We start from the raw sequence: 25,923 nt of genomic DNA, 5'->3' as shown, positions 1-25,923 counted from the left end.
GCACGCTAAATCAGGCACTGATGCAGTTGCTTATGCGTCAGCCAGATTTAGCGGAGCGTTTGATGCCCAGGATTCTCGTCCTCTACCACTCTACCTATGGCCATATCGAGCAGATGGCTGAAGCCGTCGCCGAGGGCGCTCGCCGCGTGGACGGCGCCGTGGTGGACGTCAAGCGCGTGCCGGAAACGGTTCCGACCGAACTGGCGCAGAAGTCGGGCTACAAGCTGGATCAGGCCGCACCGATCGCGACGGTGGACGAGCTTGAGAATTATGACGCCATCGTCATCGGCGCCGGCACCCGCTTCGGCACGGCCGCCTCGCAGATGCGGGCATTCCTGGATCAGACCGGCGGCCTGTGGTTCACGGGCAAGCTGATCGGCAAGGTCGGCGGCGCCTTCACGGCTTCGGCCACCCAGCACGGCGGGCAGGAGACGACCTTCAGCGGCCTGCACAACTTCTTCCTGCATCAGGGCATGGTCGTCGCCGGTCTGCCCTACGGCTTCCAGGGCCAGATGAACATGGACGAGATCACGGGCGGTTCGCCCTATGGCGCCACGACCCTGACCAAGGGCGACGGCTCGCGTATGCCCAGCGACAACGAACTGGACGGCGCCCGCTACCAGGGTCAGCATGTGGCGGAAATCGCCAAGAAGCTGCACGGTTAAGATCATGCGCCAGCCCGCCGTCTTCTTTGGCCACGGCTCTCCTATGAACGCCTTGGGCGGGCCCTATGCGGACGCCTGGCGCGCGCTGGGAAAGGAGGTCGGCAAGCCCAGGGGCGTTGTCATGATCTCGGCCCACTGGGAGACGCGCGGGCTGGGTGTCACGGCGCAGGAACAGCCGGAAACCATCCATGATTTCGGAGGTTTCCCGCCCGAACTTCACGCCATGCAGTATCCCGCGCCCGGATCGCCCTCGTTGGCGGGCCGGGTGGCGGAGTTGACTGGGGCGCAAGCGACGACCCAGTGGGGTCTGGATCATGGCACATGGTCGGTGCTGGCCCATGTCTGGCCGGCTGCCGATGTGCCCATCGTCCAGCTGTCGCTGGATCGGACGCTGGATGCGCGCGGCCATTATGAGCTGGCGAAGGCGCTGCGGCCCTTGCGGGACGAAGGCGTCCTCATCGCCGGTTCCGGCGACTTTGTGCACAATCTGCGGACGTGGAAGCGGGCGGGCGGCGAGCCCTATGACTGGGCTGCCGACTTCAACGAGGCCGTGAAGCGGGCCTTTGTCGCCGGCGACCATGAGGCGCTGATCGACTGGGTGAATCTGGCGGAACAGGCCCAGCTCAGCGTGCCGACTGACGAGCACTATCTGCCATTGCTCTACGTCGCGGCCCAGCAGGCGTCGGACGAAGCTGTGAGCTTTTTCAACGACGTGATCGAGGGCGGATCGATTTCGATGACCGGCGTCCGGATCGGCTGATCCAGGCGCCGGTCAGGACGTGTCAGCGGCGACGACCGCGCATTGTGCTGTCGAAAGAGATCGGGCCGGGCCCCGCAAAGAACAGATACAGGAAGACAAAGCAGTAGAGCGCCGCCAGCTCGCCCCCGTTGCCGATCGGGTAGGGGCCCTGCGGCGCATGCACCATCCAGTAGGCCACGGCGGTGAAGCCCGACAGGATGAAGGCGACCGGGCGGCTGAACAGGCCCAGAATGATCAGGACGCCGCCAACCAGTTCGATCGGGCCTGACCAGCCCGACAGCGTGGAAAGGCTGGAAACGTCGAACCCGCCGCCATTTCCACCGGGCGGGAACCCCAGGATTTTTTGCGCACCATGCTGAAGGATCAGCAGGCCGGCCACGATCCGCAAAACGCTTAGAAAACGCGGAGCCCAGCCAGCAAAAGACGCTGCAGTCGCCATATACTTCCTCCCGATAACGCTCGACCGCCGTGACCGGGGACCGGATCGACGCAAGGCGCAAAGGCTGAGGTTAGGCGAAGCTGTGCGGTCTGCAAGTCGTCTTGATCAAGCCGCCTTCAGCGCATCCTCCACCAGTTTCTGGATCGCGACATAGTCAGTCTTGCCCGTGCCCAGAACCGGAATGATCGCGATCTTGATGATCTTTTTCGGTACTGCCAATTCGGGCGCGCCATTGTCGCGCGCCCATTCCGACAGGCGGGCGGATTCGGCGCCTTCGTTGTCGGTGACCAGGATCAGGCGTTCGCCCTTCTTGCTGTCGGGCACCGACACTGCGGCGTGGCGATGTTCCGGCCAGACCGCCCCGGCCATATCCTCTACCGCCAGAAGCGACACCATCTCCCCGCCGACCTTGGCGAAGCGTTTAACGCGGCCAAGGATGGTGATGTAGCCTTCGGCGTCGATATCGACGATGTCGCCGGTATCGTGCCAGCCGTTTTCCAGCGGCTCAATGCCCTGGGGATTGTTCGGCGAGATATAGCCGGCCATGACGTTCGGACCGCGCAGATACAGACGGCCGCCGCCATCGATGCCTTCGACCTTGTCGAGGCGATATTCCATGCCGGGCAGGATCTGCCCGACGGTTCCCGGGCGGTTCCGGTCGGGATGGTTCACGGCGACCACAGGCGCAGCCTCGGTGGCGCCATAGCCTTCCAGCAGTTCGACGCCGCCGAACTTGGTGTTGAACATCTGGCGGGTCTCGTCGCGGACCTTTTCGGCCCCCGCGACGGCGAATTGCAGGGTGGCGAAGTCGCCCGGCTCGGCCACGCGCGCGTATTGGTTCAGGAAGGTGTCGGTTGCGAACAGGATTGAGGCCTTCACCTGAGGCAGTAGGTCGGTGATCTGTTTCGCGTGCAAGGGCGAGGGGTATTCGAACGCCTTCATCCCCTGCAGCAGAGGCAGGATGACTCCCCCGGTCAGGCCGAAGCAGTGGAAGGTCGGCAGTGGGTTGAACATCACCCATTCAGGCTTCAGGTCGATATGGGCCGCGACCTGACGGGCATTGGCGACCAGGTTCTTCTGGCTCAGCACGACGCCCTTGGGCGCACCGAAGCTGCCTGAGGTGAACAGGACCACGCCCGGCGAATCCGGGTCGGTTTTCACGCGGAAACGGCGCGGGGCCATGCCGGCGCTGAGGCCGTACAGCTTGTCCGCGAGACCGATGGTTTTACGCACGTCGTCCAGCCAGACGATCTCGGCGACCTCGCCAAGGGCGGTCATCAGGTCGTCCAGCTTGGCCTGGGTGACGAAGCGTTTGGCCGACAGAATCTTGCTGACGCCAGCCGTCTTCAGGGCCGCCTTCAGATTGGCCTCGCCCGAGGTGAAGTTCAGCATGACCGGCACCCGCCCAAAGGCGTGCAGACCAAAGAAGGTCACGACCACGCCCGCGCTGGACGGCAACAGGACGCCGACGCGCTCGCCCGGCTGGGTCATGGCGGCGATCTTGCGGCCCAGCACGAAGGACGCGCGGATCAGGCCGGTGTAGGTCAGGGGGTGACGATCCTGGTCTTCCAGAATCTCCTTGTCGCCATACCGGGCGCGCGCGTCGATCAGCGCGTCGAACAGGGATTCGTCGTAGACCTTGGCTTCCAGGGCTGCCCGCAGCAAGCACGTCCTCCTTCGGAGAGCTCTGACACGGCTCTCTCGGTTACAAGAGGCCGGAACCTAGTGACGTAACGTCGCCTTGAAAAGATGCGTAACGTCGCGTGAACGTCGCATCTCCATCACTGAAACTGTCTGTGGCTTGCCATTGGCGGTCGGAAAGCCGACATACCGCCCTTCTGCACAGGAGCCAGACCGCCGGCTATGGTCACGCTGATCGACACCCTGACGAAGAAGCCTTCAGAGCTGCGTCACCCGGAGAAACAGAACCGCCCGGAATCGGCGGTGCTGAAGAAGCCTGACTGGCTGCGCGTCAAGGCGCCCGGCTCGGGCCAGTACAACGCGACCAGGGACATCGTCCGCTCCAAGGGGCTGGTGACGGTCTGCGAGGAGGCGGCCTGCCCGAACATTGGCGAGTGCTGGAGCCAGAAGCACGCCACGCTCATGATCATGGGCGATACCTGCACGCGGGCCTGCGCCTTCTGCAACGTCAAGACGGGCCTGCCGCAGGCCCTGGACCCGGAAGAGCCGGCAAAGGTCGGCCTGGCGGTCCAGCAGATGGGTCTGAACCACGTGGTCATCACCTCGGTGGACCGCGATGACGTGTCCGACGGCGGCGCCGCCCACTTCGCCGAAGTGGTGCGTCAGATCCGCCTTCAGGCGCCCAACACCACGATCGAAATTCTGACGCCAGACTTCCTGCGCAAGGATGGCGCGGCCGAGGTCATGATCGACGCCACGCCCGATGTCTTCAACCACAACCTCGAGACCGTTCCGCGCCTCTATCTGAAGATCCGCCCTGGCGCCCGCTACTTCCACTCCCTGCGTCTGCTGCAGATGGTCAAGGAGCGCGACCCGAACCAGTTCACCAAGTCCGGCATCATGGTCGGCCTGGGCGAGACCAAGGAAGAGGTCATGCAGGTGATGGACGACATGCGCTCCGCCGGCGTCGACTTCATCACCATCGGCCAGTACCTCCAACCGACGCGCAAGCACGCCGCCATCGACCGCTTCGTCACGCCCGAAGAGTTCAAGGCCTATGAGGCCATCGCCCGCGCCAAGGGCTTCCTGATGGTGTCGTCGTCGCCGCTGACGCGGTCATCGCACCACGCCGGGGACGACTTCGCCCGCCTGAAGGCCGCGCGTCAGGCGCAGGCAGGCCGTTCGGCCCGCTAAGCCCTGAATGGCGGTCCATCGCGTAACGCGCATTCTTCCCTATGCGCCCGAAGATCTGGCGAACATGGTCGCCGACGTCGCTGCCTATCCGGCTTTCGTGCCCTGGATCACCTCCATGCGCGTCTGGAACCAGCGCGAAGAGGCGCCGGGCGTGCGTCTTCTGGACGCTGAGGCGGGCGTGGGGTTCGCTTTCCTGAACGAACGGTTCTCGACCTGGGTGCGGCATGACATCCACGCGCCCAAGGTCGAGGTCGGCCTGATCCGCGGGCCGTTCAAGCATCTGAAGAACCGCTGGGAGTTTCATCCGCATCCCGAGGGGGCGCGACTGGAGTTCTTTATCGACTTCGCCTTCAAATCGCGGATGCTGGACATGATGTTGCATGCGAATTTCGACAGGGCGGTCGACAAGCTGATCCACTGCTTCGAAACGCGGGCCAAGGCCCTGTACGGAAAGGGCTAGCCCCATGAACGCGACCTTCGACTTTGATGCGACGGTCGTGGGCGCGGGGGCGGTGGGCTTGGCGTGCGGACGCGCGCTGGCCAAGCGAGGCCTGACGGTTCTGGTTCTGGAAGCCGAGATCGCGATCGGCCAGGGCGTGTCCTCGCGCAACTCAGAGGTCATTCACGGCGGGCTCTATTATCCGACGGGCTCGCTGAAGGCGAAGTTCTGCGTCGAGGGGCGGCGCGCTCTCTACGACTTTCTGAGCAGCCGCAAGATCGACCATTGGAAGTGCGGCAAGCTGGTCGTGGCGACCGAGCAGGCCGAGGTGGCGCGCATCGAGGCCATCTTCGAGCAGGCGACGACAAACGGCGTCGAGGGCCTTGAGCATCTGACCGGCGGCCAGGCGCGGGCGCTGGAGCCCGAACTGAATGCCCACGCCGCCATCCTGTCGCCCGAGAGCGGCCTATTCGACAGTCACGGCTATATGCTGGCCCTGCAAGGCGAGATCGAGGACGCGGGCGGATCGGTCGTGCTCTCCACGCCGTTCGAGCGGGCCGAGCCTCTGCCTGGCGGCGGTTTCCGCATCACGGCGGGCGGAGAAGGCGGGGCGGTGCTGACGTCCCGCCTGCTGGCCACGGCGCCTGGCCTGTCATCCCAGAGCGTTGCGGCGGCCATCGACGGCTATCCCGCCATCGACATTCCGATGGGCCATCTGGGCAAGGGCATCTATTTCCGGCTGACGGGACCTGCGCCCTTCAACCGCCTGATCTACCCGCCCCCCATCGCTGGCGCGCTCGGCACCCATTACCGCAAGGATCTGGGCGGGCAGGGGGTGTTCGGGCCCGACTTGGCCTATGTCGAGACCGAAGACTATTCCGTCGATCCGGCCAAGGCCGAGGAGTTCGCGCATTACATCCGCCGCTTCTGGCCCGGCGTGACGGTCGGGCGTCTGACGCCGGACTACGCAGGCATCCGGCCCAAGCTGCACGGGCCGGGCGAGCCGCAGCCGGACTTCCAGCTTCACGGGCGCGAGCATCACGGCATCGACGGCCTGATGGCTCTGTTCGGCATCGAGAGCCCCGGCCTGACCAGTTCCCTGGCAATAGGCGAGGCCGTGGCGGAGGCTTTGAGCAAGGCGTGACCGAGCGCGAGAAGATGCTGGCCGGGCTGAACTACGATCCCGGTGATCCCGAACTGGTCGCAGGGAGAGCGCGGGCGGTCGGCCTAACCATACGCATCAATCAGGAGCCGGATCGAGAGAAGCGACGCGCTCTGGTCAACGAACTGGTCCGCGCGTCAGACGGACGAGCTGCGATCATGCCGGGCTTCTTCTGTGACTACGGCGACAACATCCATCTGGGCGCGCGAGCCTTCGTCAACACCAACAGCGTCTTTCTGGACTGCGCCGAGATCGTCATCGGCGACGACTTCCAGTGCGGCCCCGGCGTGCAACTTCTGACGCCTGAGCATCCTTTGGGTGCGGCGCAGCGGCGCTCGGGCGTGGAAAGCGCCCGTCCGATCCGTCTGGGGAACGACGTCTGGGTCGGCGGCGGGGCGGTCATTCTGGCGGGCGTGACCGTGGGCGACCGCGTCGTTATCGGCGCCGGGTCCGTCGTCACAAAGGATGTGCCGTCCGATGTGGTGGTCGTCGGCAACCCTGCCCGCGTGATCAAGACCCTGCCGAGCGGCGCCTAGTCGAAGGCTGACAGCGGGATCGAAACCAGGCTGAAAGGCAGGACCGCATCGCCTGAACCGCGACGGTTCAACTGGCTGTTGGCGACGATGAGACGGTCGCCGCGCACGGCGATGGTCGCGGGCCATGCCAGTTCGGCCGGCTTGATCCGCCTTGCTTCGGCGGCCGTGGCCAGGTCGGCCGACAAATCCAGAGCCACCACCTCGCCCGCGGATTGACGTACCAGGAACAGCCGCTGGCCGATCAGCGCCAGGCCGTCGCCGCCGTCCAGGGCCGAATCGCCCGTGTCGATAGCGGCCACCTCACGCGTGCGGGTGTCGATGCGGAACAGCCGTCCTGTCTTCATCAGGACAACGATCAGATACCTGCCGTCCGGCGTGGCGACGATGCCGTTGAGGTTGGGTTCCTCTCCGTATTGCAGCGCCGTGCCCTCGAATGAAAGCCAGGGTTCCAGAGCCGCGTCGGCGATTGCATCCCTGGCGACCCGCCACAGGACGGGACGCAGGGTGTCGGTAAAATAGGCCGCATCCTGCGTCAACGCGACGTCGTTGATTAGCGAGGGGCCTTCTGGCGTGGTGAAGCGCGCCAGTCGCTCGCCGGTGGCGATATCGACCACATGCATGGAACCGGTACGCGCTCCCGCGACCCAGAGACGTCCCTGGCCATCCGCCTTGAGCCCCAGCGCCACCGAAACCGGTTTGGCGGGCGGCGAATCACCCAAGCTCAGCGGATCGGCGACGCGGACGGCGGCGCCGGTGTCGGCATCGACGCGAAACACGACCCCTGTATTGGCGCTGTTGGTGTAAATCGCACCGGTCGTGGGATCGACGGCTACGCCTTCGGGATAGGCCGCGGCGTCAGGAAGCGGCAGAACGGCCACGCCTGACTGAGCGAATGCAGGCGTGAAGCCAAGCAGGGCGGCAAAGGCCAGGCTGGCGGCCGAGGTTGCTGTCCAGAATTTGCGCATCATGTCCTCCCGTGACATCGGTGTCAGGACCTTGCCGCAGACGGTCTGGAACCGCCACCCTGCAGTGCTTGGCTGATTGTCGCGGCACGGGTTGAAATCGATAGCGTCTTCATGCATAAGCCCGCCCTCGCGTGGCGGCTCTTATCGGGGGGCCGGCACTGTATGTTTTCGCGTCTTCACGGCGCACCGACTTATGAGATTGAGACGGACATGGCCGTTCCGAAGCGCAAAGTATCACCCTCGCGTCGCAATATGCGCCGTGCACACGACGCCCTGGGCGCCAACTCCTACGTCGAAGACAAGGATACGGGCGAGCTCAAGCGTCCCCACCACATCGACCTGAAGACCGGCACCTATCGCGGCCGTCAGGTCATTACGCCGAAGGAAGACTAGTCTTCTTTCCGGCTTCGGCTTCGGTCGGACGATGAACTAAACGGCGCGCGATGACATCGCGCGCCGTTTTCGTGCGTTGTGTCCGGTGAAGTTTCACCACTGGAGCGCCCCGCATGATCCGTAACGCCGTCCTCTGTTCCGTCGCCCTGCTGGCCTTGGCCGGCTGCAACGCTCCCGAATCCGCCAGCTCTCCCGAGGCGACTGCGCCGGCTGCGGCCGCGCCGGCAGTCACGCCCGATGCGGCCTCCGCCAACGTGTTGACGCCGCTGGGCTATGGTCCGCTGAAGATCGGCATTACCCAGGCTGATCTGGATGCTGCGGTCGGACCGCCGCCCGCCAACGCTGCGGAAGCTGAGCCGTCGGGGTGCCGTTACTACCACCCGCCTCGCGCGGCCGAGGGCGTGCTGGTCATGGTGGAGAACGGGACCTTGACGCGCGTAACCGCCACAAAGGACGCGACGATCAAGACCGAGGACGGCATCGGCGTTGGCGATGATGGCGAGCAATTGAAGGCCAGGTACGGCGCAGCAGCCACCGTCACGCCGCACAAGTATCAAGGCTCGCCCTCGGCCTACGTCACCATCTGGCCGGGCCGGGCTGACCTGCAGGGAGCTTACGTCACCGAATCGACCGCTCGCGGGCTGGTGTACGAGATCGGTCAGGACGGCAAGGTGGCCTTCATCCACGCTGGCGGGCCCAGCATTCAGAACGTCGAAGGGTGCAGCTGACGCTGAAAACAGGGAAGGCGCGCAGTCTGGTTGGCGATTCGGCGACGGCTGGTCTAAACCCGCCGTTGCACCTTCTTCTCTGACAGAGCGCCTTTCCCATGACCGATATCGCCGACATCGTCGCCCGCCAGATTCTCGACAGCCGTGGCAACCCGACGGTCGAGGTCGACGTCACCCTGGAAGACGGCAGTTTTGGCCGCGCCTCCGTGCCGTCCGGCGCCTCGACAGGCGCGCACGAAGCCGTTGAGCTGCGTGACGGCGACAAGGAGATGTGGGGCGGCAAGGGCGTTCAGAAGGCGGTCGACGCCGTCAATGGCGAGATCTTCGACGCTCTGTCCGGTATGGACGCCGAAGATCAGCGCCGTCTGGACGAGGCTCTGATCGAGCTGGACGGAACTGATAACAAGGCCCGTCTCGGCGCCAACGCCATCCTCGGCGTTTCGCTGGCAGCGGCAAAAGCCAGCGCCATCAGCTCGAACCTGCCGCTGCACCGCTATATCGGCGGCGTGTCGGCCCGCGTGCTGCCGACCCCGATGATGAACATCATCAACGGCGGCGCCCATGCTGACAATCCGATCGACATCCAGGAGTTCATGATCCTGCCGACAGGCGCCGAGACCTTCTCGGACGCCCTGCGGATGGGCGCTGAAATCTTCCACGCCCTGAAGAAGGCGCTGAAGGATGCCGGTCACAATACCAACGTCGGCGACGAGGGCGGCTTCGCGCCAAACCTGGCCTCGGCCGAAGAAGCGCTCGCCTTCATCACAAAGGCGGGTCAGGCGGCCGGCTATCTGGCGGGCGAGGACTTCCACCTTGGCCTCGATGTCGCCTCGACCGAGTTTTTCAAGAACGGCAAGTACGACCTGTCGGGCGAGGGCAAGAACTTCGACGCTGACGGCATGGTTGGCTATCTGGCTGACCTGGTCGAGCGTTTCCCGATTGTTTCGATCGAGGATGGTTGCGCCGAGGATGATTTCGACGGCTGGAAGCTGCTGACGGACCGCTTGGGCGACCGCGTTCAGTTGGTCGGCGATGACTTGTTCGTGACCAACCCGCGCCGTCTGGCCGCAGGCATTGGTGAAGGCCTGGCCAATTCCATCCTGATCAAGGTCAATCAGATCGGCACCCTGTCGGAGACGCTCGACGCCGTCGATATGGCCCACCGCGCCGGCTATACCTCGGTGATGAGCCACCGATCGGGAGAGACTGAGGACTCGATCATCGCCGACCTAGCCGTCGCCACCAACTGCGGTCAGATCAAAACGGGCTCGCTGGCTCGTTCGGACCGCACGGCCAAGTACAACCAGTTGCTGCGCATCGAAGAGATGCTGGGAGACCAGGCCGTCTATTTCGGCGACGGCATGCTGCTGAAATAGACGTCTGTCGCACGCGCCGATGCAGCGCCGCCTCCGAAGCTCGGAGGCGGCGTTCGCAATTACGGCCAAGCTACGGTTCGTTAGGCATTTTCGGTCAGGCTCAGGAAACCTTGTTTACGCTCAGAAGGAGCGTTCGTAGTGCCCGAACAGATGAAGCCCTATCTGCCATCCGCCTTTCTGCTGTTCTTGATCGTCTATCTGGGCGTTCAGGCCCTGACCGGCGAGCGTGGGCTTTTGAGTGGTGGCGAGCGTGACGCGCTTCTTTCGAAGCGTGCAGACCAGTTGGCGCATTTGACCGAGCAGCGCCGCGATCTGGAAGTCCGCGTCCGTTATCTGCGCACAGAGAGCCTTTCCAGGGATCTTCTCGAAGAGCGGGCGAGAGCCGTTCTAGGCTTTGCCGATCCGCGCGACTACGTGGTTCGCCTGAACGCCCCTGCCGCGCACAACTCTGGCGCGATCCGCGCCTCCTGAACTATTGTTACAGCTTGACCGGCTCGCTTTGCGTTTCGGGAACGAAGGCTGCTAAAGCCCCTTTCCGTAACGATAAGAGTCCCTGAAAGTGGGGGCGCAGCCGGGAGATGCCGGATGGCGAAAGCCGCCGCTCAGAAATCCTCGTCCAGCGTGGACGACAACAAAATTCCGAACACGCCTCAGGCTTCCAAGGAAGACCTGCTGCGCTTCTACCGCGAGATGGTCCTCATCCGCCGCTTCGAGGAGCGCGCTGGCCAACTTTACGGCATGGGCCTGATCGGCGGCTTCTGCCACCTCTACATCGGCCAGGAGGCCGTGGCGGTGGGCGTTCAGGAGAGCGTCCGGCAGGGTCACGACAAGATCATCACCGGTTACCGTGACCACGGCCACATGCTGGCCGCCGGCATGGACCCGAACGCCGTCATGGCCGAGTTGACCGGCCGTATCGGCGGATCGTCCAAGGGCAAGGGCGGGTCGATGCACATGTTCGACACCGCGACCGGCTTTTACGGCGGTCACGGCATCGTCGGCGCCCAGGTGGCGCTGGGCACCGGCCTGGCCTTCGCTGGCAAATACCGTGGCGATGACAGCGTCTCGTTCGTCTATTTCGGCGACGGCGCCTCGAACCAGGGTCAGGTGTACGAGAGCTTCAACATGGCTCAGCTGTGGAAGCTGCCGGCCATCTACATCATCGAGAACAACCAGTACGCCATGGGCACGAGCATCGAGCGCTCCTCGTCCACGACTGAGCTCTACATGCGCGGCGCCAGCTTCGGCATCCCGGGCGAGCAGGTCGACGGCATGGACGTGCTGGCTGTTCGAGACGCCACGGCCCGCGCCGTGAAGCGCGCCCGCGAAGGCGGCGGCCCCTACATCCTGGAAGTGAAGACCTACCGCTATCGCGGCCACTCCATGTCGGACCCGGCCAAGTACCGGACCAAGGAGGAGGTCGACGAGGTCAAGAAGACCCGCGACCCCATCGACCACCTGAAAATGCTGCTCGCCGCCGCCAAGGCGACCGAGGAAGAGCTGAAGGCCATCGACAACGAGGTGAAAGCCATCGTCGCCGAAGCCGTGCAGTTCGCACAGGAAAGCCCTGAGCCGGACCCGTCCGAGCTCTATACTGACGTCTACGTGGAGGCCTGATCCGTGACGGACATTCTGATGCCGGCGCTGTCCCCCACGATGGAAGAGGGCACGCTGACCAAGTGGCACATCAAGGCAGGCGACACCGTGTCGGCCGGTCAGGTGATCGCCGAGATCGAAACCGACAAGGCGACGATGGAAGTCGAAGCCGTCGATGAAGGCGAAGTGCTGGAAATCCTCGTCGCCGAGGGTTCCGAGAACGTGAAGGTCAACACGCCGATCGCGCGTCTGGCCGGGGAAGACAGCGCGCCTGCGCCCAAGGCCGCCGCCGCTGAAGCCCCCAAGGCCGAGGCCGTTCCGGCTGCTGCCGCAGCTCCGGCCGCGCCCCGGGTTGAACTGCGCGACCCGGAAATCCCGGCCGACGCCAAGCTGGTCAAGACGACCGTGCGCGACGCCCTGCGCGACGCCATGGCCGAGGAAATGCGTCGTGACGACCGGGTATTCCTGATTGGCGAGGAAGTCGCCCAGTACCAGGGCGCCTACAAGGTCAGCCGGGACCTGCTGCAGGAGTTTGGCGACAAGCGCGTCGTCGATACCCCGATCACCGAGCACGGCTTCGCCGGCCTCGGCGTCGGCGCCGCCATGGCGGGCCTGAAGCCCATCGTCGAGTTCATGACATTCAACTTCGCCATGCAGGCGATCGACCACATCATCAACTCGGCCGCCAAGACCCTTTACATGTCCGGCGGTCAGATCCGCGCCGACATCGTCTTCCGCGGCCCGAACGGCGCGGCCAGCCGCGTTGGCGCCCAGCACAGCCAGGACTATTCAGCCTGGTACGCCCAGATTCCGGGCCTGAAAGTCATCGCCCCCTATGACGCCGCTGACGCCAAGGGTTTGCTGAAAGCCGCCATCCGCGATCCCAACCCGGTTGTCTTCCTCGAACACGAAATGCTGTACGGCACCGAGTTCGACGTGCCGGAAGTCGACGATTACGTCCTGCCGATCGGCAAGGCCAAGGTCCGTCGTGAAGGCAAGGACGTCACCATCACGGCGCACGCCCGCATGGTCGGCTTCGCCCTCCAGGCCGCTGAAAAGCTGGCCGAGGACGGCATCGAGGCCGAGGTCATCGACCTGCGCACCCTGCGTCCGCTGGACCATGAGACCATCGTCGAAAGCGTCAAGAAGACCAGCCGCCTGGTCTCGGCCGAAGAAGGCTGGGGTCCGATGGGCGTCGGCGCCGAGGTCGTGGCCCGCGTGATCGAACACGCCTTCGACTACCTGGATGCTCCGCCCCTGCGCGTGCACCAGGAAGACGTGCCGTTGCCCTACGCCGCCAACCTGGAAATTCTGTCGCTGCCGGGCGTGGACAAGATCGTCGCCGCTGTGAAGCAGGTGATGGCGTGAGCCAACCGCCTGAGTTCCAGATGACGACGCCGGACAGCGTCGCCGCCGATCCGCAGGCTATCGAGCTCCTGCGCATGTGGTGGTCAAAGGATGAGCCGGTCATGTCGGTGAAGCCTGCCTTCAACGACCCGATCAAGTTCGGCGAGCTGCTGGCCTATGCCGCGCGTCACATGGCGCATGCCTACGCTGAGCGTCACGGCCACAACGAGCGTGAAGCTTACAACCGCATCCTGCAGGGTCTCTCCCAAGTCGTGAAGGCGGACAATGTGCAAACTGTGGCCGAGCCTGTGGCTCAAGCTAAGGGGAACGCATGATGGACGCCGCTGCGCTTGATCAACGGTCGCTGCCCGTTCCCGACGGTTTGAACGCCCCTGAGGACCAGATCATCGAACTGGCCCGCGTCTGGTGGAATGGAAACGGTCCCATCATGAACATTCGTCCGGCTCTGGCTGAGCCGGCCAACATCGGCGTCGTCCTGGCGGAACTGGCCTGGCACTATTCGCAGGCCTATGCCGAACATCACGGCTTTGATCAGGCTGTGGCGTTCAAGGCGATCTGCGACAGCTGGGACACGGCGCACGCCAAGGCCGCCGAGGTAGTCGAGACCGCTAATACGGAGTCCGCTCAATGACCGACATCCTGATGCCGGCCCTGTCTCCGACCATGGAGGAGGGCGTCCTCGCCAAGTGGCACGTCAAGGTCGGGGACGTTGTCTCCGCCGGCGACGTCATCGCCGAGATCGAAACCGACAAGGCCACGATGGAAGTCGAGGCCGTCGATGAAGGCGAAGTCACCGACATCCTGGTCGCCGAAGGCACTGAAGGCGTGAAGGTCAACACGCCGATCGCCCGCCTGAAGGACGAGGGCGGGGCTGCCGCGCCCCAGCCCGCCGCCAAGACGGAAGAAGCCCCCAAGGCTGAAGCCGCTCCGGCCAAGGCGGAGGCACCCAAGACTGCTGCCCCGGTGGCGCCCGCTCCGGCTGCGCCGAAGTCGGACAGCGGCGAGCGCATCTTCTCTTCGCCCCTGGCCCGTCGCATCGCCGCCCAGAACGGCGTCGATCTGAAATCGATCAAGGGCACCGGGCCGCACGGCCGTATCGTCAGGCGTGACGTCGAAGGCGCGCCAAAGGGCGCCGCTCAACCCGCCGCCTCGATGGCGACCGCCGCCGCGACCTCGGGCATCGCCCCGCGTCAGGCGCAGTCGCTGGCCCAGATGGGCATTCCGGACGGCAGCTACGACCTGATCCCGCTGGACGGGATGAAGAAGGCCGTGGCGCGTCGCATGGTCGACAGCATCCAGAACGTCCCGCACTTCCCGCTCTTCATCGACGTCGAGATCGACCAGCTGATGGCCGTCCGCACGAAGGTGAACAAGATGCTGGAGCCGCAGGGCATCAAGGTTTCGGTCAATGACTTCGTCATCAAGGCCGCGGCCCTGGCGCTGAAGATGGTGCCGGAGGCGAACGCCTCCTACACTCCCGAAGGCATCGCCATGCACCACAACGCCGACGTCTCGATGGCGGTGGCGATCGACGGCGGCCTGATCACCCCGATCATCAAGAAGGCCGAGACCAAGGGCCTGGCGCAGATCGCGACCGAGTCCAAGGACCTGGCCAAGCGCGCGCGCGAACGCAAGCTGAAGCCCGAAGAGTTCCAGGGCGGCACCTTCTCGGTGTCCAACCTGGGCATGTTCGGCATCAAGCAGTTCACCTCGATCATCAACGAGCCGCAAGGCTGCATCATGAGCGTGGGCGCCGGCGAGCTTCGTCCGGTCGTCAAGGACGGCCAGATCGTGCCAGCCACGGTCATGACCGTGACCCTGACCTGCGATCACCGGGTGGTCGACGGCGCGACGGGCGCTCGCTTCCTGCAAGCGTTCAAGCCGCTGATCGAAGATCCCGTGGCTATGCTGGCCTAAGGGGAGGGTGAGGTCATGACCTCGGTCTATGACTTCTCCGCCCGCGCCATCGACGGCACGGACGTAGCGCTGGACCGCTTTCGCGGTCAGGCGCTGCTGATCGTCAATACGGCGTCCAAGTGCGGCTTCACGGGTCAGTATGACGGGCTGGAGAAGCTGCACCGCGACTTCGCCGATGCGCCGTTCGAGGTTCTGGGCTTTCCCTGCAACCAGTTCGGCGCGCAGGAGCCGGGCAGGGCGGCGGAAATCGCCGCCTTCTGCGCCACCAGCTTCGACGTGACCTTCCCCCTGTTCGACAAGGTGGAGGTCAACGGACCGAACCGGCACCCGCTCTACGCCTGGCTGACCCAGCAGAAGCGCGGCTTCCTCGGCTCCCAGGCCATCAAGTGGAACTTCACCAAGTTCCTGACCGACCGCGAGGGCCGCGTCGTCGCGCGCTATTCGCCCCAGACTGAACCCGAGGCCATCAAGGCCGACATCGAGAAGTTGATCTGACCATGGCTGCTGAATTCGATCTCGTCGTCATCGGTTCGGGCCCTGGCGGTTACGTCGCGGCGATCCGGGCCAGCCAGTTGGGCCTGAAGGTCGCCATCGTCGAGCGCGAGAACCTGGGCGGCATCTGCCTGAACTGGGGCTGCATCCCGACCAAGGCCCTGCTGAAGTCGGGCGAAAAGTTCGAGAGCCTGTCGCACCTGAAGGAATACGGCCTGTCCGCCTCGGGCGCCTCCTTTGACTTCGACGCCATCATCGCGCGCTCGCGCGGAGTCGCGGCGACGATGAACAAGGGCATCGGCTTCCTGATGAAGAAGAACAAGATCGAGGTGATCGAAGGCTCGGCCACGCTCGAGAAAGGCGCTGCGGCTCCCAAGGTCGTAGTCGCTCTGAAAGCCGGCGGCGCGCGCGCCATCGAAGCCAAGACCGTCATGCTGGCCGTCGGCGCCCGCGCCCGCGCCCTGCCGCAGATCGGTCTGGAAGCGGACGGCGACAAGATCTGGGCCTATCGCGACGCCCTGGCCCCGAAGAAACTGCCCAAGACCTTCGTCGTCATCGGCTCGGGCGCCATCGGCATCGAGTTCGCCAGCTTCTATCGCGCCCTGGGCGCTGAGGTGACGGTCGTGGAAGCCGTCGACCGCATCATGCCGGTCGAGGACGAAGAGGTCTCCAAGGCCGCCCAGAAGTCGTTCGAGAAGCGCGGCATCAAGTTCAAGGTCGGCGCCAAGGTCACCAAAGTCTCCAAGGATTCCAAGGGCGTGAAGGTCGCTGTTGAAGTGAACGGCAAGGCGGAGACGCTGGAGGCCGAGGTCTGCATCTCGGCCGTCGGCATCACCGCCAACACCGACGGCATCGGCCTGGAGGCGCTGGGCGTCGAGCTGGACCGCGGCCACATCAAGACCGACAGCCACTGCCAGACCAACGTCAAAGGCCTCTACGCCATCGGCGACTGCGCCGGCGCGCCCTGGCTGGCGCACAAGGCCAGCCACGAAGGCATCCACGCCGCCGAGCACATCGCGGCCTACAAGACGCCGAACGTCCATTCGCCCATCGCCGGCTGCACCTACGCCCAGCCCCAGGTCGCCTCGGTCGGCATCACCGAGCAGGGCGCACGCGCCGAGAAGCGCGAGGTCAAGATCGGCCGCTTCCCGTTCCGCGTGAACGGTAAGGCCGTGGCCGCTGGCGAGATCGACGGCTTCGTCAAGGTCATCTTCGACGCCCAGACGGGCGCCCTGATCGGCGCTCACATGATCGGCCACGAAGTCACGGAGATGATCCAGGGCTACGTCACCGCCATCACCATGGAAGCGACGGAAGAAGACATCCACGGCATCGTCTATCCGCACCCGACCATGTCTGAAGCCATGCATGAGGCGGCTCTGGACGCCTACGGACGCGTGATCCACATCTGATCATCGTGACACCGCTAAAACGACAAAAGGCCCCGAGTCATTTCGGGGCCTTTATCATGAAAAGGATAAATATTAGGCGCGAGAGCAGTCGGATAAAAGCAGGCGCTTTACCTTTCCACTAGCTGACGTTACTCTGCGAGCGCTCAAGGCTAAACGTTTGGCGGCTCCCGTGTTGCTTCCGTGCAGGGACCAAGTAAGGTATGCAAACTCAGCCGCTGGAAAGTCGCCATTGGGTCTGAACGGAACGACCCTTCCAAGCTCTTCGATGTAGGCACGACCATTTCGGCTAATGGAATTGTATCGGGTTACGCTTCCGTGAAGCACTTCTAGAACTCTCGACTCTTCCTGAGTATTTACCCACTCCTTAGTCTCCGGTGTAAATTCTAAAAGCACAGTTCTAGGTGTGCTTATTTGTATTTTCTGAACGCCTTCTTCTCCGATCACTCTGTGGCCGTCTTGAAGGCTGCCCTCAAGAACTTCAGAAAGATAATCTAAATCGGCTGGCTCGACCTTCCCGATCGGAGGGGACTTGGCGTTGTAAATCTTGGCCAATGTAATATTTTCTGGTTCAGCATCCTGCTTTCCAGTAGCTCGACTAAAAGCTGTTTTTATAAAATCGTATATTGCCGGCGCTGCGATAGCGCTAACAACTGAAGATGTTGCAGGATATGCCTCAATTAGGCATATGAGCTCAAATACAAAGCTGCCTCTTTTTGGGGGCTTTATGTAAATTTTTGCGTTGTTCAATACTGTTGCTCGAGCGCTGACTTCGCCCGTCATGTATGCGTTTAGTGCAATATGAAATGCGCGAGTTATTCCATCGATTGATGTAGCGCCATCATAGCCAGGTAGGGCATGATCATCCGCCTTGCCTCCTTGATATTGTATTTTAAAGCGAATTTCTGATGTGCGCAGATCTTGGGACATAATTCCGTTCTGAATTGCGCCCTCTAGTTGAAGAGGGCAGCCATCCTTATGTGCGGTGAAGCTTTACGACTTATATCGGCGTTCGCTGTCCGCCCGTTATGTTTGCTGGGTCCCGTTTAGGCGAAGGAAGTATTGTTAGATTTTCTAAACTGTGGCTAAGAGGGTCGCCCTCTTCTCCACGGTTCGGAACTTCCATGATCGTCGCGCCTGATGTTCTCGGCCTGATCGGCAATACGCCTCTGGTGCGCCTTAAGCGCGCGTCGGAGCTGACGGGCTGCGAGATCCTGGGCAAGGCCGAGTTCATGAACGTGGGCGGTTCGATCAAGGACCGCGCGGCGCTCAGCATTATTCGTAAGGCGCGGGCGTGCGGCGCGCTGAAGCCCGGCGGCGTCATCGTCGAGGGCACGGCGGGCAATACCGGCATCGGTCTGGCCCTGGTCGGGGCGGCGCTGGGCCATCCCGTCGTCATCGTCATGCCGCGCAGCCAGACGGACGAGAAGAAGCGGGCGGTACGTCTGCATGGCGCCCGTCTGATCGAGGTCGATCCGGCCCCCTTCGCCAGCCCCAATCATTTCGTCGCCTATTCCCGCCGTCTGGCTGAGGAGTTGAACGAGAGCGAGCCGAACGGCGCCTTCTACGCCGACCAGTTCGACAACCTGGCCAATCGCGAAGCCCACTACGAAGGCACCGCGCCCGAAATCTGGAAACAGACCGACGGCGAAATCGACGGCTTCATCTGCGCCGTCGGTTCGGGCGGGACCCTGGCCGGATGCGCCGCCTATCTGCGGGAGCAGAAGCCCGAGGTCCGCATCGGGCTGGCCGACGTTCCGGGCGCAGCCCTCTACAGCTGGTTCACCGAGGGCAAGCTGGCGAGCGAAGGCTCCTCGATCACCGAGGGCATCGGCGTCAACCGCATCACCGGCAATCTGGAGGGGCTGGCGGTCGACCATCCCTATCGGATCGAAGACGCAGAATTCCTGCCCATCCTGTTCGATCTGGTCAAATACGAAGGCCTGTCTCTGGGGCCGTCCAGCGGGGTCAACATCGCCGGGGCCATCCGCATGGCGCGCGACCTGGGGCGGGGCAAGACCATCGTCACCGTCCTGTGCGATGCCGGCCAGCGCTACGCCAGCAAGGTCTATGACCCCGCCTTCCTGAGCGCGCGCGGCCTGCCGACGCCGGAGTGGCTGGGCCGATGAGCCGCAAGAAGGACGTCGCCGCCGAGAGCCGCATCCCGCCGCTGAACGCGCTCAAGGCCTTCGAGGCCGCCGCGCGCCGCCTGAACATCACCCGGGCCGCCGAAGAGCTGTCGGTCACGCCCGGCGCCATCAGCCAGCAGATCCGCATTCTTGAGGAACACGCGGGCGCGCCCCTGTTCCACCGCGAGGGGCGTCAGATCGCCCTGACCGACCTCGGGGCCGAGCTCTACCCGTTGCTTCATGACGGCTTTGACTATCTGAAACGGGCGGGGGATCTGCTCTATCGACCTAATCGCCGCCACGCCCTGGCGATCAGCGTGCCGCCGTCCTTCGCCGCCAAGTGGCTGGCCCCCCGCATCGCGCGCTTCTCCGCCGCACATCCCGAGGTGGAGGTCTGGATGTCTGCCGATATGCGGCTGGCGGACGTTGGGGGCGGTCGGGTGGATGTGGCCGTCCGCTACGGGCGAGGCGACTACACCGGCGTACGTTCTGAGCGGTTGCTGACCGCGGACGTGACACCGGTTTGCAGCCCAGCCTTGCTGACCGGCGCGCATCCGATGAAGCGACCTGCGGATCTGGGGCGCCATGCCCTGATCCATCTGCGGCCGAGCGATTTGGAAGAACCAAGACCGGATTGGCCGACATGGCTGGCCGCTCGCAAACTGGACCAGATCGACGCCTCGGCCGGCCCACGGTTCGACCAGACCGCGCTGGCGATCGAAGCGGCGGCCCACGGTCAGGGCGTCGCCCTGGCGCCCTACGCTTTCGTCGCCGACGATCTGGCGTCAGGCCGTCTGGTTGCGCCCTTCGCAGACGGGGCGCTTTCCACCGAGATGGCCTATCATGTGCTGACCCGGCGCAGCGGCGTGTCAGAACCTGCGCGTGCATTTGTGCGATGGATGAAATCTGAGATCCAGGCCGCCGAACAAGGTGCGGACGACCTCTAGCCAGCTCAGTGGAAATCTCGCGATCCCGGCAGGATGCGGACGTCGCGCGGATGCCGGTGGGGTGGTTGTCTGGGAGACTGAGGATGGGCGACGATGTCGGCGCGGGCCAGCTGGATTTCGGTCGCATGGTCCTCCGATAGACGGGCGAGGTCAGCGGTCCGGTCGGTGACGCGGCGGGCGACGACGTGGACGACGCCCTCGGGGCTTTTCTCGACCACGCCTTCGACCTGCATCAGCCGGGCGGCCATGACCTCGCGGCGGAACTGTTCCAGCATCCGGGCCCACAGGACGATGTTGGTTATGCCGGTCTCGTCCTCCAGGGTGATGAAGACGGCGTTGCCCTTGCCCGGTCGCTGACGTACCAGGACCACGCCCGCGACCCGCACGACGGTGCCGCCGCGTCTGGATTCGGTTTCGGCGCAGGTCAGCACCCGGTCGGCGGCGAAGACGGGGCGAAGAATGCCCATAGGGTGGGCCTTCAGCGACAGACGCACGGTTTGATAGTCGGCGGCGACGTGCTCACCCAACGGCATCAAGGGCAACTGCGCGTCTTGTTCGGAGCCTAGCTCGCGGGCGCCGCGCTCGCGCGCCTCGGCGGCGGCGAACAGGGGCAGGGGAGCGTCGTCTGGCAGGCGCCGAACTGCCCACAGAGCCTCGCGTCGGTCCTGACCCAAGGAGCGGAAGGCGTCGGCGTCGGCCAGCTTGCGCATCGCCGCAGCAGGCAATCTAGCACGCCGGGCCAGTGTCTCGATGTCGGCGAACGGTTCCTCGGCTCGTGCCACCGACAGGGCCTTGGCCCAGTCTTCTCTAAACCCGTCGATCTGGCGCAGGCCAAGCCTCAAGGCCGGTCCGCCCGGCGTCGGCTCCAGGCTGTTGTCCCAATCACTGTGCGAGACATCGATGGGCCGCACCTCGACCTCGCCGACCTCCTGCGCCTCACGCACGATCTGGGCCGGGGCATAGAAGCCCATGGGCTGACTATTCAGCAGGGCGCAGGCGAAAGCGGCTGGATGGTGGTGTTTGATCCAGGAGGAGACATAAACCAGTTGCGCGAAGGAGGCGGCGTGGCTCTCGGGGAAACCATAGGAGCCGAAGCCCTTGATCTGGTCGAAGCAACGCTGTGCGAAGACGGGATCATAGCCGCGCTCAACCATCCGCCCCACCATCCGCATCTCATAGGTATGCAGACTGCCGTCACCGCGGAATGTGCCCATGGCCTTGCGCAGGCCATTGGCCTCGGCGTCGGTGAACTCGGCAGCGACGATCGCCAGCTTCATCGCCTGTTCCTGAAACAGGGGAACACCGAGCGTCTTTTCCAGAACCGCCTTCAGTTCGTCTTCAGGGTAATCTGGCCCCGGTTTTGAATAGTCTGGCAGCTCAACTCCATTTCTGCGACGCAGATAGGGGTGGACCATGTCGCCTTGGATGGGGCCGGGGCGAACGATGGCGACCTGAATGACCAGATCGTAGAGGCGGCGGGGTTTCAGCCGAGGCAGCATGTTGATCTGGGCCCGGCTCTCGACCTGAAATACGCCGATGGACTGACCCCGACACAGCATGTCGTAGACTGCGGGGTCGTCCTGGGGGATCGAGGCCAGATGGTGATCCACGTCATGATGCGCACGCATCAGATCAAAGGCCTTGCGGATGCAGGTCAGCATCCCGAGCGCCAGAATATCGACCTTCATCAGGCGCAGGGCGTCGATGTCATCCTTGTCCCACTCAATGAAGGTGCGGTCCGGCATGGCCGCGTTGCCGATGGGGACCATTTCGTCCAGCCGGTCCTGGGTCAGAATGAAGCCGCCGACGTGCTGGCTGAGATGACGCGGAAAGTTTAGCAGGCGCGAGGCCATGTCGACCGCGCGGGCGATCATGGGATTGGTCGTGTCCAGCCCCGCCTGAACGACGTGACGATCGCCAATCTCGGTCCCCCAACTACCCCAGTGGCTGGAGGCCAGACGGGCGGTGACGTCCTCGGTCAGACCCAGCGCCTTGCCGACCTCGCGGATGGCGCTGCGCGGGCGGAAGTGGATGACGGTGGCGGCTATGCCCGCGCGATGGCGGCCATAGCGCTCATAGATGTGCTGAATGATCTCCTCACGCCGCTCATGCTCGAAATCGACGTCGATGTCGGGCGGTTCGTTGCGGTCCTCGGACAGGAAGCGTTCGAACAGCAGATCGGATTCCATCGGGTCGACCGAAGTGATCCCCAGAACATAGCAGACCGCCGAGTTGGCGGCCGAGCCTCGACCCTGACACAGGATGCGTTTGTCTCTCGCTACGCGGACGATGTCGAAGATGGTCAGGAAATAGGCGGCGATTTTCTTGCGGGCGATGAAGACCAGTTCCTTGTCCAGCAGGGCCTGGACCTTGTCGGGAACACCGTCGGGATAGCGCATGGCGGCGTGGCGGCCGGTTAGGTGCTCCAACCAGGCTTGCGGGGTCCAGTCCGGCGGGATCGGCTCTTCTGGGTATTGATAACGAAGCTCAGACAGGTCGAAGGTCGCGCGCGACAGTAGCGCGGTCGTTTCAAATATCGCGTCGGGCGCGTCACGGAACAGGCGCGTCATTTCTGAGACGGGCTTAACCCAGCGTTCGGCGTTGGCTTCCAATCGGAGGCCGGCGCTTTCGACGGTCACACCTTCGCGTATGCAGGTCAGGACATCCTGCAAGTCGCGGTCCCCGGGTGTGGCGTAGAGGACGTCGTTGGACGCTAGTAGAGGAACGCCCGCCCGCATAGCCAAGGTTTTCAGACGGGCCAGCCTGCGCCGGTCGTCGCCGCGCCTGTGCATCGTCACGCCCAGCCAGACGGCGCCGGGCGCGGCCTCGGCCAGACGGGTCAGTATGGCTTCAAGACCTGTCAGCCGGTCCGGCGGCATGAGGATCAGCAGTAGCCCCTCGACATCGGCCAACAGGTCGCCAAGGCCGATCTCGCACTCGCCCTTTTTTGCGCGGCGATTGCCCAGGGTCAGCAGTCGGGTCAGCCGCCCCCAACCTGCCCGCGTTTCGGGGTAGGCGATGATATCTGGCGTCCCGTCGTTGAAGACCAGCCGCGCCCCGGTCAACAGGCGGAAATCCTTCCCTCGCTGCTTCACCGCTTCGGACAGGGCCGGATCGTTCAGCGGGTCCTCGATGAAGGCGATCTCGCCGGGACTACCGCCATCGCGCACCTTGTCAGGCGGAATCAGGCCCTCGGCCCGCAACTCGTTCAACGCGCTCCAGGCCCGCACCACCCCGGCTACAGTGTTGCGGTCCGCCAGCCCCAGACCGGCATGGCCGCGCAGGATCGCCGTCGCCACCATTTGCTTGGGTGAGGAGGCTCCGCGCAGGAAGGAGAAGTTGCTGGCCGCCGCCAGCTCGGCGTAATCGCCGCAAGGATCGAGCGTGCTCATGCGAAGAGGCCATGGATGAACCAGCGAGGCTCGGGCGTCTCGCCATAGAGGCCCTGACGGAACAGCCAGAAGCGACGACCGTCCTGATCCTCGATGCGGTAGTAGTCGCGGGTGCGCTGGTCTGGCGCGCGCCACCATTCGCCGCTGATCCGCTCCGGCCCCTCGGCGTGCGCCACCTCGTGCAGGACGCGGCGCCAGCGGAACTTCAGAGGATAGCCGTCGGGCACCTCGGCCAAGGTCTCGACCGGCTGGGGCGGGTCGAACATCTGTAGAGGACGCAAGGGCGGGTCGTCGGGATCAAGCTCGGGCCAAGCCCCGTCGCCGGGGCGGGCCGAGGCCGGGATCAGCCGCGCCGCACGTTCGGGAATGTGGGAGGCAAAGGGCTCGAACCGCAGCACCGCCCCTGGCCCAAGTCGGGCGGTCAGCCGGTCGATGAGGCGACTGAAAGCTTCTTCTCCCGGCGTCTCGCGCTCCAGTCCTGGCTGGGTCGGCGTCAGGGTCTGGGTCCAAGGCGCCGACATGCGCATCTGGTCGAAGCCGAAGCCGGGGTCCAGGGGGTTGGACAGGGCCGCCATGCGTTCACGAAACAGGCGCAGGGTCGCGGGCGCGTCGCGCGTCGGACGGCCGGTGCGGACGACGATGCGGCGCACCTCGCCGTCCACGCGATAAAAGCCGGCCTCGAAAGCGCGCCCGCCCTGACCTGCCAGATCCAACTGATCCATGGTCTCGACCAGCATGTCGGACAGGACGCGCTCGATGTCCTCGGGCGCTGAGACCGGCTCGAAGAAAACGCGATCGACGACCACGGGGGCAGGCGGCCGATGCGGAGTAATACGCACGTCCTCGTCGCCCAGAATCCGGGCCAGACGGGCGGGGAAGTCGGCGCCGAAACGGGCGGCCAGAGGCGCACGCGGGCGATCGTCCAGATCGGCCAGACGTTTCAGCCCGGCGCGGCGCAGGGCCTGCTCCTCCTTGTCCGAAAGCTCCAGGGCGGCAACCGTCAGACGGCGGGCGGCGTCGCGATCCCGGCCTGGATCGAATCGGCCGCCAGGACCGAAGCGGGCCAGGGCGCGGGCGACCTGGGGCGTTCCCGCCAAAGCGCAGCGAGTTTGGAGCTTGGCGCGTCCGGCGCGGGTATGAACCCTCTGCAGCAGTTCCACCTCGCCGCCGAACAGGTGAGCGCAGCCGGTCACGTCCAGCATCAGACCGTGCGGCGGATCCAGAGCAATCATGGGGGTGAAGCGGCCGAAATCCTCCAGCACCCGCGCCAGCAGGGCGGCGTCGGCGTCGGGCCGGTGGGCGACGGTGCGAAGACTGGGCGTCCGCGCCTGCGCATCGGCCAGGGCCAGACCGGGGGTCAGTCCCGCCTGCGCCGCCGCAGGATCGACGGCGGCCAGCCGCAGGGCGCCCTTGATCTTCTCGACCAGGACGACAGGCGGCGCTTCAGGCGGCGCGTCGTTCTCTTGTTCCTGTCCCCACTCCTGGCGCCGCAGCCGATCGCTGGGCAGCCAGGGGAACCAGACCGCCAGATAGCGGCGCGGGCGGGCGGAATGTCCGCTGCTCACGATCCCACTCCATAATCCAGGTTCCGGTTTCCCCGCCGCCGCGTCGCCGCAGCAGGGTCGCCGAAAAAGACGGTCGTCCCGGAGCTCCGGCTTCCAGGGGTTCCGAGGCGCAGGATCCGATCGACCAGCGGGTCTCGGCCGCGCTGGGGCAGGGGTCCGCGCCCGACCGGGCTAGAAACAGCGTCGCCCCGTGGATCTCGGCTGCCAGCGCCAGCCGCCGACTGGCCGTCAGGCTGAGCGCCTTGGCCTCGCCCCAGGCGCTCAGCAGGACCGCGCCCACCGCGGAACTGCGCAGGGCGTCTTCGCCCACCGCAAGCAAAGTCTGAATATCGCGCGCCCGCACCAGCATAAGGTCGCGCGGCGCCAGTCCCATCTCATGCAGGCCGGGCCCGTACGGTCGCCCCGCTTCCTGGCTCATCATCTCATGCAGAACCCAGACGATCGGTCGCCCCTCAGACGCCCGCGACGCCATCCCCAGACCGAAAGCGTTGACCGCAACGGCATCGGCGGGCGTGGCGGCGTAGAGATCGTGCAGAACGCCTGTGGCCAGAGGCGCAAAGGCGTTGTCGACACACTCACTGGCCGACACCTCCAAGCGACGACCGGTAGAGCGATTGAGCGCTTCCAGTCGGGCCTTAAGCGTCCGCAGCGCATCAGGTTCAGAACGAATGTTCGTCATTTGTTCTTTATGCGCTCCCGTTTTGTCGAGATCAAGCGGAGGCGCGCGCGGCCCATGCGACATTGATGCGATTGTCGTGGACAGGGGGCGTGCTAGAAGACCTGATGGGATTCAGCGCGATCAGGCGGGGG

At 64.7% G+C, this 25,923-nt stretch carries 26 protein-coding genes; 19 read left to right on the top strand and 7 right to left on the bottom strand.

All coding sequences use genetic code 11. The features are described from left to right. The first annotated feature begins 62 nt into the window (after positions 1–62). Positions 63–665: an NAD(P)H:quinone oxidoreductase gene (wrbA, locus tag ACOZBP_RS02715; protein WP_422674920.1), complete on the top strand. Its 603-nt coding sequence runs from the start codon at positions 63–65 to the stop codon at positions 663–665. Between the two features lie 4 nt (positions 666–669). Further along, complete coding sequence (gene ygiD, locus ACOZBP_RS02710) at positions 670–1,425, top strand: 4,5-DOPA dioxygenase extradiol (RefSeq protein WP_422674919.1); 756 nt, start codon at positions 670–672, stop codon at positions 1,423–1,425. Positions 1,426–1,447: 22 nt separating this feature from the next. Here ygiD and ACOZBP_RS02705 read toward each other — a convergent pair whose 3' ends face one another. After that, positions 1,448–1,864 (bottom strand): DoxX family protein, encoded by a 417-nt coding sequence (locus ACOZBP_RS02705; RefSeq protein WP_422674918.1) that lies wholly within the window; start codon positions 1,862–1,864, stop codon positions 1,448–1,450. 105 nt (positions 1,865–1,969) lie between these two features. After that, positions 1,970–3,526, bottom strand: coding sequence for an AMP-binding protein (locus ACOZBP_RS02700; RefSeq protein ID WP_422675476.1), 1,557 nt, complete (start codon positions 3,524–3,526; stop codon positions 1,970–1,972). 201 nt (positions 3,527–3,727) lie between these two features. On the opposite strand from ACOZBP_RS02700, the gene lipA reads away from it, so the two are divergent. Genes lipA through ACOZBP_RS02680 form a run of 4 tightly spaced genes read left to right on the top strand, consistent with a single transcriptional unit; the run spans position 3,728 to position 6,836 of the window. Next, positions 3,728–4,699 (top strand): lipoyl synthase, encoded by a 972-nt coding sequence (lipA, locus tag ACOZBP_RS02695; protein WP_422674917.1) that lies wholly within the window; start codon positions 3,728–3,730, stop codon positions 4,697–4,699. Between the two features lie 7 nt (positions 4,700–4,706). Further along, the gene (locus ACOZBP_RS02690) at positions 4,707–5,159 is read left to right on the top strand and encodes a type II toxin-antitoxin system RatA family toxin (RefSeq protein WP_422674916.1); all 453 of its coding nucleotides are present in this window, start codon (positions 4,707–4,709) and stop codon (positions 5,157–5,159) included. A gap of 4 nt (positions 5,160–5,163) precedes the next feature. Then, positions 5,164–6,282: an NAD(P)/FAD-dependent oxidoreductase gene (locus ACOZBP_RS02685; RefSeq protein WP_422674915.1), complete on the top strand. Its 1,119-nt coding sequence runs from the start codon at positions 5,164–5,166 to the stop codon at positions 6,280–6,282. Further along, on the top strand, positions 6,279–6,836 hold the full coding sequence (locus ACOZBP_RS02680) for a sugar O-acetyltransferase (protein WP_422674914.1): 558 nt from the start codon (positions 6,279–6,281) through the stop codon (positions 6,834–6,836). Before ACOZBP_RS02685 ends, ACOZBP_RS02680 begins: the two co-directional genes overlap by 4 nt. On the opposite strand, the gene ACOZBP_RS02675 is transcribed toward ACOZBP_RS02680, so the two are convergent. Further along, positions 6,833–7,804: a hypothetical protein gene (locus ACOZBP_RS02675; RefSeq protein WP_422674913.1), complete on the bottom strand. Its 972-nt coding sequence runs from the start codon at positions 7,802–7,804 to the stop codon at positions 6,833–6,835. The two genes, ACOZBP_RS02680 and ACOZBP_RS02675, sit on opposite strands and share 4 nt — an antisense overlap. A gap of 207 nt (positions 7,805–8,011) precedes the next feature. On the opposite strand from ACOZBP_RS02675, the gene rpmF reads away from it, so the two are divergent. The 11 genes from rpmF to lpdA all read left to right on the top strand — a co-directional run bounded on the left by rpmF (position 8,012) and on the right by lpdA (position 17,083). After that, on the top strand, positions 8,012–8,194 hold the full coding sequence (gene rpmF / locus ACOZBP_RS02670; protein ID WP_114816620.1) for a 50S ribosomal protein L32: 183 nt from the start codon (positions 8,012–8,014) through the stop codon (positions 8,192–8,194). Positions 8,195–8,307: 113 nt separating this feature from the next. Beyond that, positions 8,308–8,922: a hypothetical protein gene (locus ACOZBP_RS02665; RefSeq protein WP_422674912.1), complete on the top strand. Its 615-nt coding sequence runs from the start codon at positions 8,308–8,310 to the stop codon at positions 8,920–8,922. A 98-nt stretch (positions 8,923–9,020) separates the two neighbouring features. Then, positions 9,021–10,298 carry a phosphopyruvate hydratase gene (eno, locus tag ACOZBP_RS02660; protein WP_422674911.1) on the top strand — a complete coding sequence of 426 codons (1,278 nt, stop codon included), beginning with the start codon at positions 9,021–9,023 and terminating at the stop codon, positions 10,296–10,298. Positions 10,299–10,448: 150 nt separating this feature from the next. Next, positions 10,449–10,769: an FtsB family cell division protein gene (locus ACOZBP_RS02655; RefSeq protein WP_422674910.1), complete on the top strand. Its 321-nt coding sequence runs from the start codon at positions 10,449–10,451 to the stop codon at positions 10,767–10,769. 114 nt (positions 10,770–10,883) lie between these two features. Then, positions 10,884–11,915, top strand: a complete 1,032-nt coding sequence (gene pdhA / locus ACOZBP_RS02650; protein ID WP_422674909.1) for a pyruvate dehydrogenase (acetyl-transferring) E1 component subunit alpha — start codon at positions 10,884–10,886, stop codon at positions 11,913–11,915. Between the two features lie 3 nt (positions 11,916–11,918). Next, on the top strand, positions 11,919–13,262 hold the full coding sequence (locus ACOZBP_RS02645) for a pyruvate dehydrogenase complex E1 component subunit beta (protein WP_422674908.1): 1,344 nt from the start codon (positions 11,919–11,921) through the stop codon (positions 13,260–13,262). Further along, entirely contained in the window at positions 13,259–13,576 is a 318-nt protein-coding gene (locus ACOZBP_RS02640; RefSeq protein ID WP_422674907.1) for a DUF5076 domain-containing protein, read from the top strand. The genes ACOZBP_RS02645 and ACOZBP_RS02640 overlap by 4 nt, the downstream gene beginning before the upstream one ends. Further along, a complete protein-coding gene (locus tag ACOZBP_RS02635) occupies positions 13,573–13,893 on the top strand; it encodes a DUF5076 domain-containing protein (RefSeq protein ID WP_422674906.1) in 321 nt (106 codons plus the stop codon). Before ACOZBP_RS02640 ends, ACOZBP_RS02635 begins: the two co-directional genes overlap by 4 nt. Then, positions 13,890–15,179 (top strand): pyruvate dehydrogenase complex dihydrolipoamide acetyltransferase, encoded by a 1,290-nt coding sequence (locus tag ACOZBP_RS02630; RefSeq protein ID WP_422674905.1) that lies wholly within the window; start codon positions 13,890–13,892, stop codon positions 15,177–15,179. Before ACOZBP_RS02635 ends, ACOZBP_RS02630 begins: the two co-directional genes overlap by 4 nt. Before the next feature lie 15 nt (positions 15,180–15,194). Then, positions 15,195–15,674, top strand: a complete 480-nt coding sequence (locus ACOZBP_RS02625; protein WP_422674904.1) for a glutathione peroxidase — start codon at positions 15,195–15,197, stop codon at positions 15,672–15,674. Positions 15,675–15,676: 2 nt separating this feature from the next. Then, the gene (lpdA, locus tag ACOZBP_RS02620; RefSeq protein ID WP_422674903.1) at positions 15,677–17,083 is read left to right on the top strand and encodes a dihydrolipoyl dehydrogenase; all 1,407 of its coding nucleotides are present in this window, start codon (positions 15,677–15,679) and stop codon (positions 17,081–17,083) included. A 72-nt stretch (positions 17,084–17,155) separates the two neighbouring features. On the opposite strand, the gene ACOZBP_RS02615 is transcribed toward lpdA, so the two are convergent. Then, the gene (locus ACOZBP_RS02615; RefSeq protein WP_422674902.1) at positions 17,156–18,010 is read right to left on the bottom strand and encodes a hypothetical protein; all 855 of its coding nucleotides are present in this window, start codon (positions 18,008–18,010) and stop codon (positions 17,156–17,158) included. 194 nt (positions 18,011–18,204) lie between these two features. Here ACOZBP_RS02615 and ACOZBP_RS02610 point away from each other — a divergent pair, with 194 nt between their 5' ends. Beyond that, a complete protein-coding gene (locus ACOZBP_RS02610) occupies positions 18,205–19,209 on the top strand; it encodes a cysteine synthase A (protein WP_422674901.1) in 1,005 nt (334 codons plus the stop codon). Then, on the top strand, positions 19,206–20,156 hold the full coding sequence (gene gcvA, locus ACOZBP_RS02605) for a transcriptional regulator GcvA (protein WP_422674900.1): 951 nt from the start codon (positions 19,206–19,208) through the stop codon (positions 20,154–20,156). Before ACOZBP_RS02610 ends, gcvA begins: the two co-directional genes overlap by 4 nt. Before the next feature lie 5 nt (positions 20,157–20,161). On the opposite strand, the gene ACOZBP_RS02600 is transcribed toward gcvA, so the two are convergent. From ACOZBP_RS02600 to ACOZBP_RS02590, 3 genes are read right to left on the bottom strand one after another with little or no spacing between them, the layout of a single operon-like run. Next, the gene (locus ACOZBP_RS02600) at positions 20,162–23,548 is read right to left on the bottom strand and encodes an error-prone DNA polymerase (protein WP_422674899.1); all 3,387 of its coding nucleotides are present in this window, start codon (positions 23,546–23,548) and stop codon (positions 20,162–20,164) included. After that, the gene (locus tag ACOZBP_RS02595; RefSeq protein WP_422675475.1) at positions 23,545–24,975 is read right to left on the bottom strand and encodes a Y-family DNA polymerase; all 1,431 of its coding nucleotides are present in this window, start codon (positions 24,973–24,975) and stop codon (positions 23,545–23,547) included. The genes ACOZBP_RS02600 and ACOZBP_RS02595 overlap by 4 nt, the downstream gene beginning before the upstream one ends. 16 nt (positions 24,976–24,991) lie before the next feature. Next, on the bottom strand, positions 24,992–25,792 hold the full coding sequence (locus ACOZBP_RS02590; protein WP_422674898.1) for an ImuA family protein: 801 nt from the start codon (positions 25,790–25,792) through the stop codon (positions 24,992–24,994). Between the last annotated feature and the right edge of the window lie 131 nt (positions 25,793–25,923).

The organism is Brevundimonas sp. NPDC058933 (assembly GCF_049315965.1).
Taxonomy (GTDB): domain Bacteria; phylum Pseudomonadota; class Alphaproteobacteria; order Caulobacterales; family Caulobacteraceae; genus Brevundimonas.
The sequence above is the reverse complement of the archived record's forward strand: the minus strand, read 5'-3'. Positions and strand labels throughout refer to the sequence as shown.

Coding starts and splice junctions, on each gene's coding strand:
- eno (WP_422674911.1), top strand. CDS start 9,021: ATGACCGATATCGCCGACATCGTCGCCCGCCAGATTCTCGACAGCCGT.
- ACOZBP_RS02600 (WP_422674899.1), bottom strand. CDS start 23,548: ATGAGCACGCTCGATCCTTGCGGCGATTACGCCGAGCTGGCGGCGGCC.
- lpdA (WP_422674903.1), top strand. CDS start 15,677: ATGGCTGCTGAATTCGATCTCGTCGTCATCGGTTCGGGCCCTGGCGGT.
- ACOZBP_RS02635 (WP_422674906.1), top strand. CDS start 13,573: ATGATGGACGCCGCTGCGCTTGATCAACGGTCGCTGCCCGTTCCCGAC.
- ACOZBP_RS02675 (WP_422674913.1), bottom strand. CDS start 7,804: ATGATGCGCAAATTCTGGACAGCAACCTCGGCCGCCAGCCTGGCCTTT.
- pdhA (WP_422674909.1), top strand. CDS start 10,884: ATGGCGAAAGCCGCCGCTCAGAAATCCTCGTCCAGCGTGGACGACAAC.
- ACOZBP_RS02685 (WP_422674915.1), top strand. CDS start 5,164: ATGAACGCGACCTTCGACTTTGATGCGACGGTCGTGGGCGCGGGGGCG.
- ACOZBP_RS02690 (WP_422674916.1), top strand. CDS start 4,707: ATGGCGGTCCATCGCGTAACGCGCATTCTTCCCTATGCGCCCGAAGAT.
- ACOZBP_RS02705 (WP_422674918.1), bottom strand. CDS start 1,864: ATGGCGACTGCAGCGTCTTTTGCTGGCTGGGCTCCGCGTTTTCTAAGC.
- ygiD (WP_422674919.1), top strand. CDS start 670: ATGCGCCAGCCCGCCGTCTTCTTTGGCCACGGCTCTCCTATGAACGCC.
- ACOZBP_RS02655 (WP_422674910.1), top strand. CDS start 10,449: ATGAAGCCCTATCTGCCATCCGCCTTTCTGCTGTTCTTGATCGTCTAT.
- wrbA (WP_422674920.1), top strand. CDS start 63: ATGCCCAGGATTCTCGTCCTCTACCACTCTACCTATGGCCATATCGAG.
- ACOZBP_RS02590 (WP_422674898.1), bottom strand. CDS start 25,792: ATGACGAACATTCGTTCTGAACCTGATGCGCTGCGGACGCTTAAGGCC.
- rpmF (WP_114816620.1), top strand. CDS start 8,012: ATGGCCGTTCCGAAGCGCAAAGTATCACCCTCGCGTCGCAATATGCGC.
- gcvA (WP_422674900.1), top strand. CDS start 19,206: ATGAGCCGCAAGAAGGACGTCGCCGCCGAGAGCCGCATCCCGCCGCTG.
- lipA (WP_422674917.1), top strand. CDS start 3,728: ATGGTCACGCTGATCGACACCCTGACGAAGAAGCCTTCAGAGCTGCGT.
- ACOZBP_RS02610 (WP_422674901.1), top strand. CDS start 18,205: ATGATCGTCGCGCCTGATGTTCTCGGCCTGATCGGCAATACGCCTCTG.
- ACOZBP_RS02615 (WP_422674902.1), bottom strand. CDS start 18,010: ATGTCCCAAGATCTGCGCACATCAGAAATTCGCTTTAAAATACAATAT.
- ACOZBP_RS02630 (WP_422674905.1), top strand. CDS start 13,890: ATGACCGACATCCTGATGCCGGCCCTGTCTCCGACCATGGAGGAGGGC.
- ACOZBP_RS02625 (WP_422674904.1), top strand. CDS start 15,195: ATGACCTCGGTCTATGACTTCTCCGCCCGCGCCATCGACGGCACGGAC.
- ACOZBP_RS02665 (WP_422674912.1), top strand. CDS start 8,308: ATGATCCGTAACGCCGTCCTCTGTTCCGTCGCCCTGCTGGCCTTGGCC.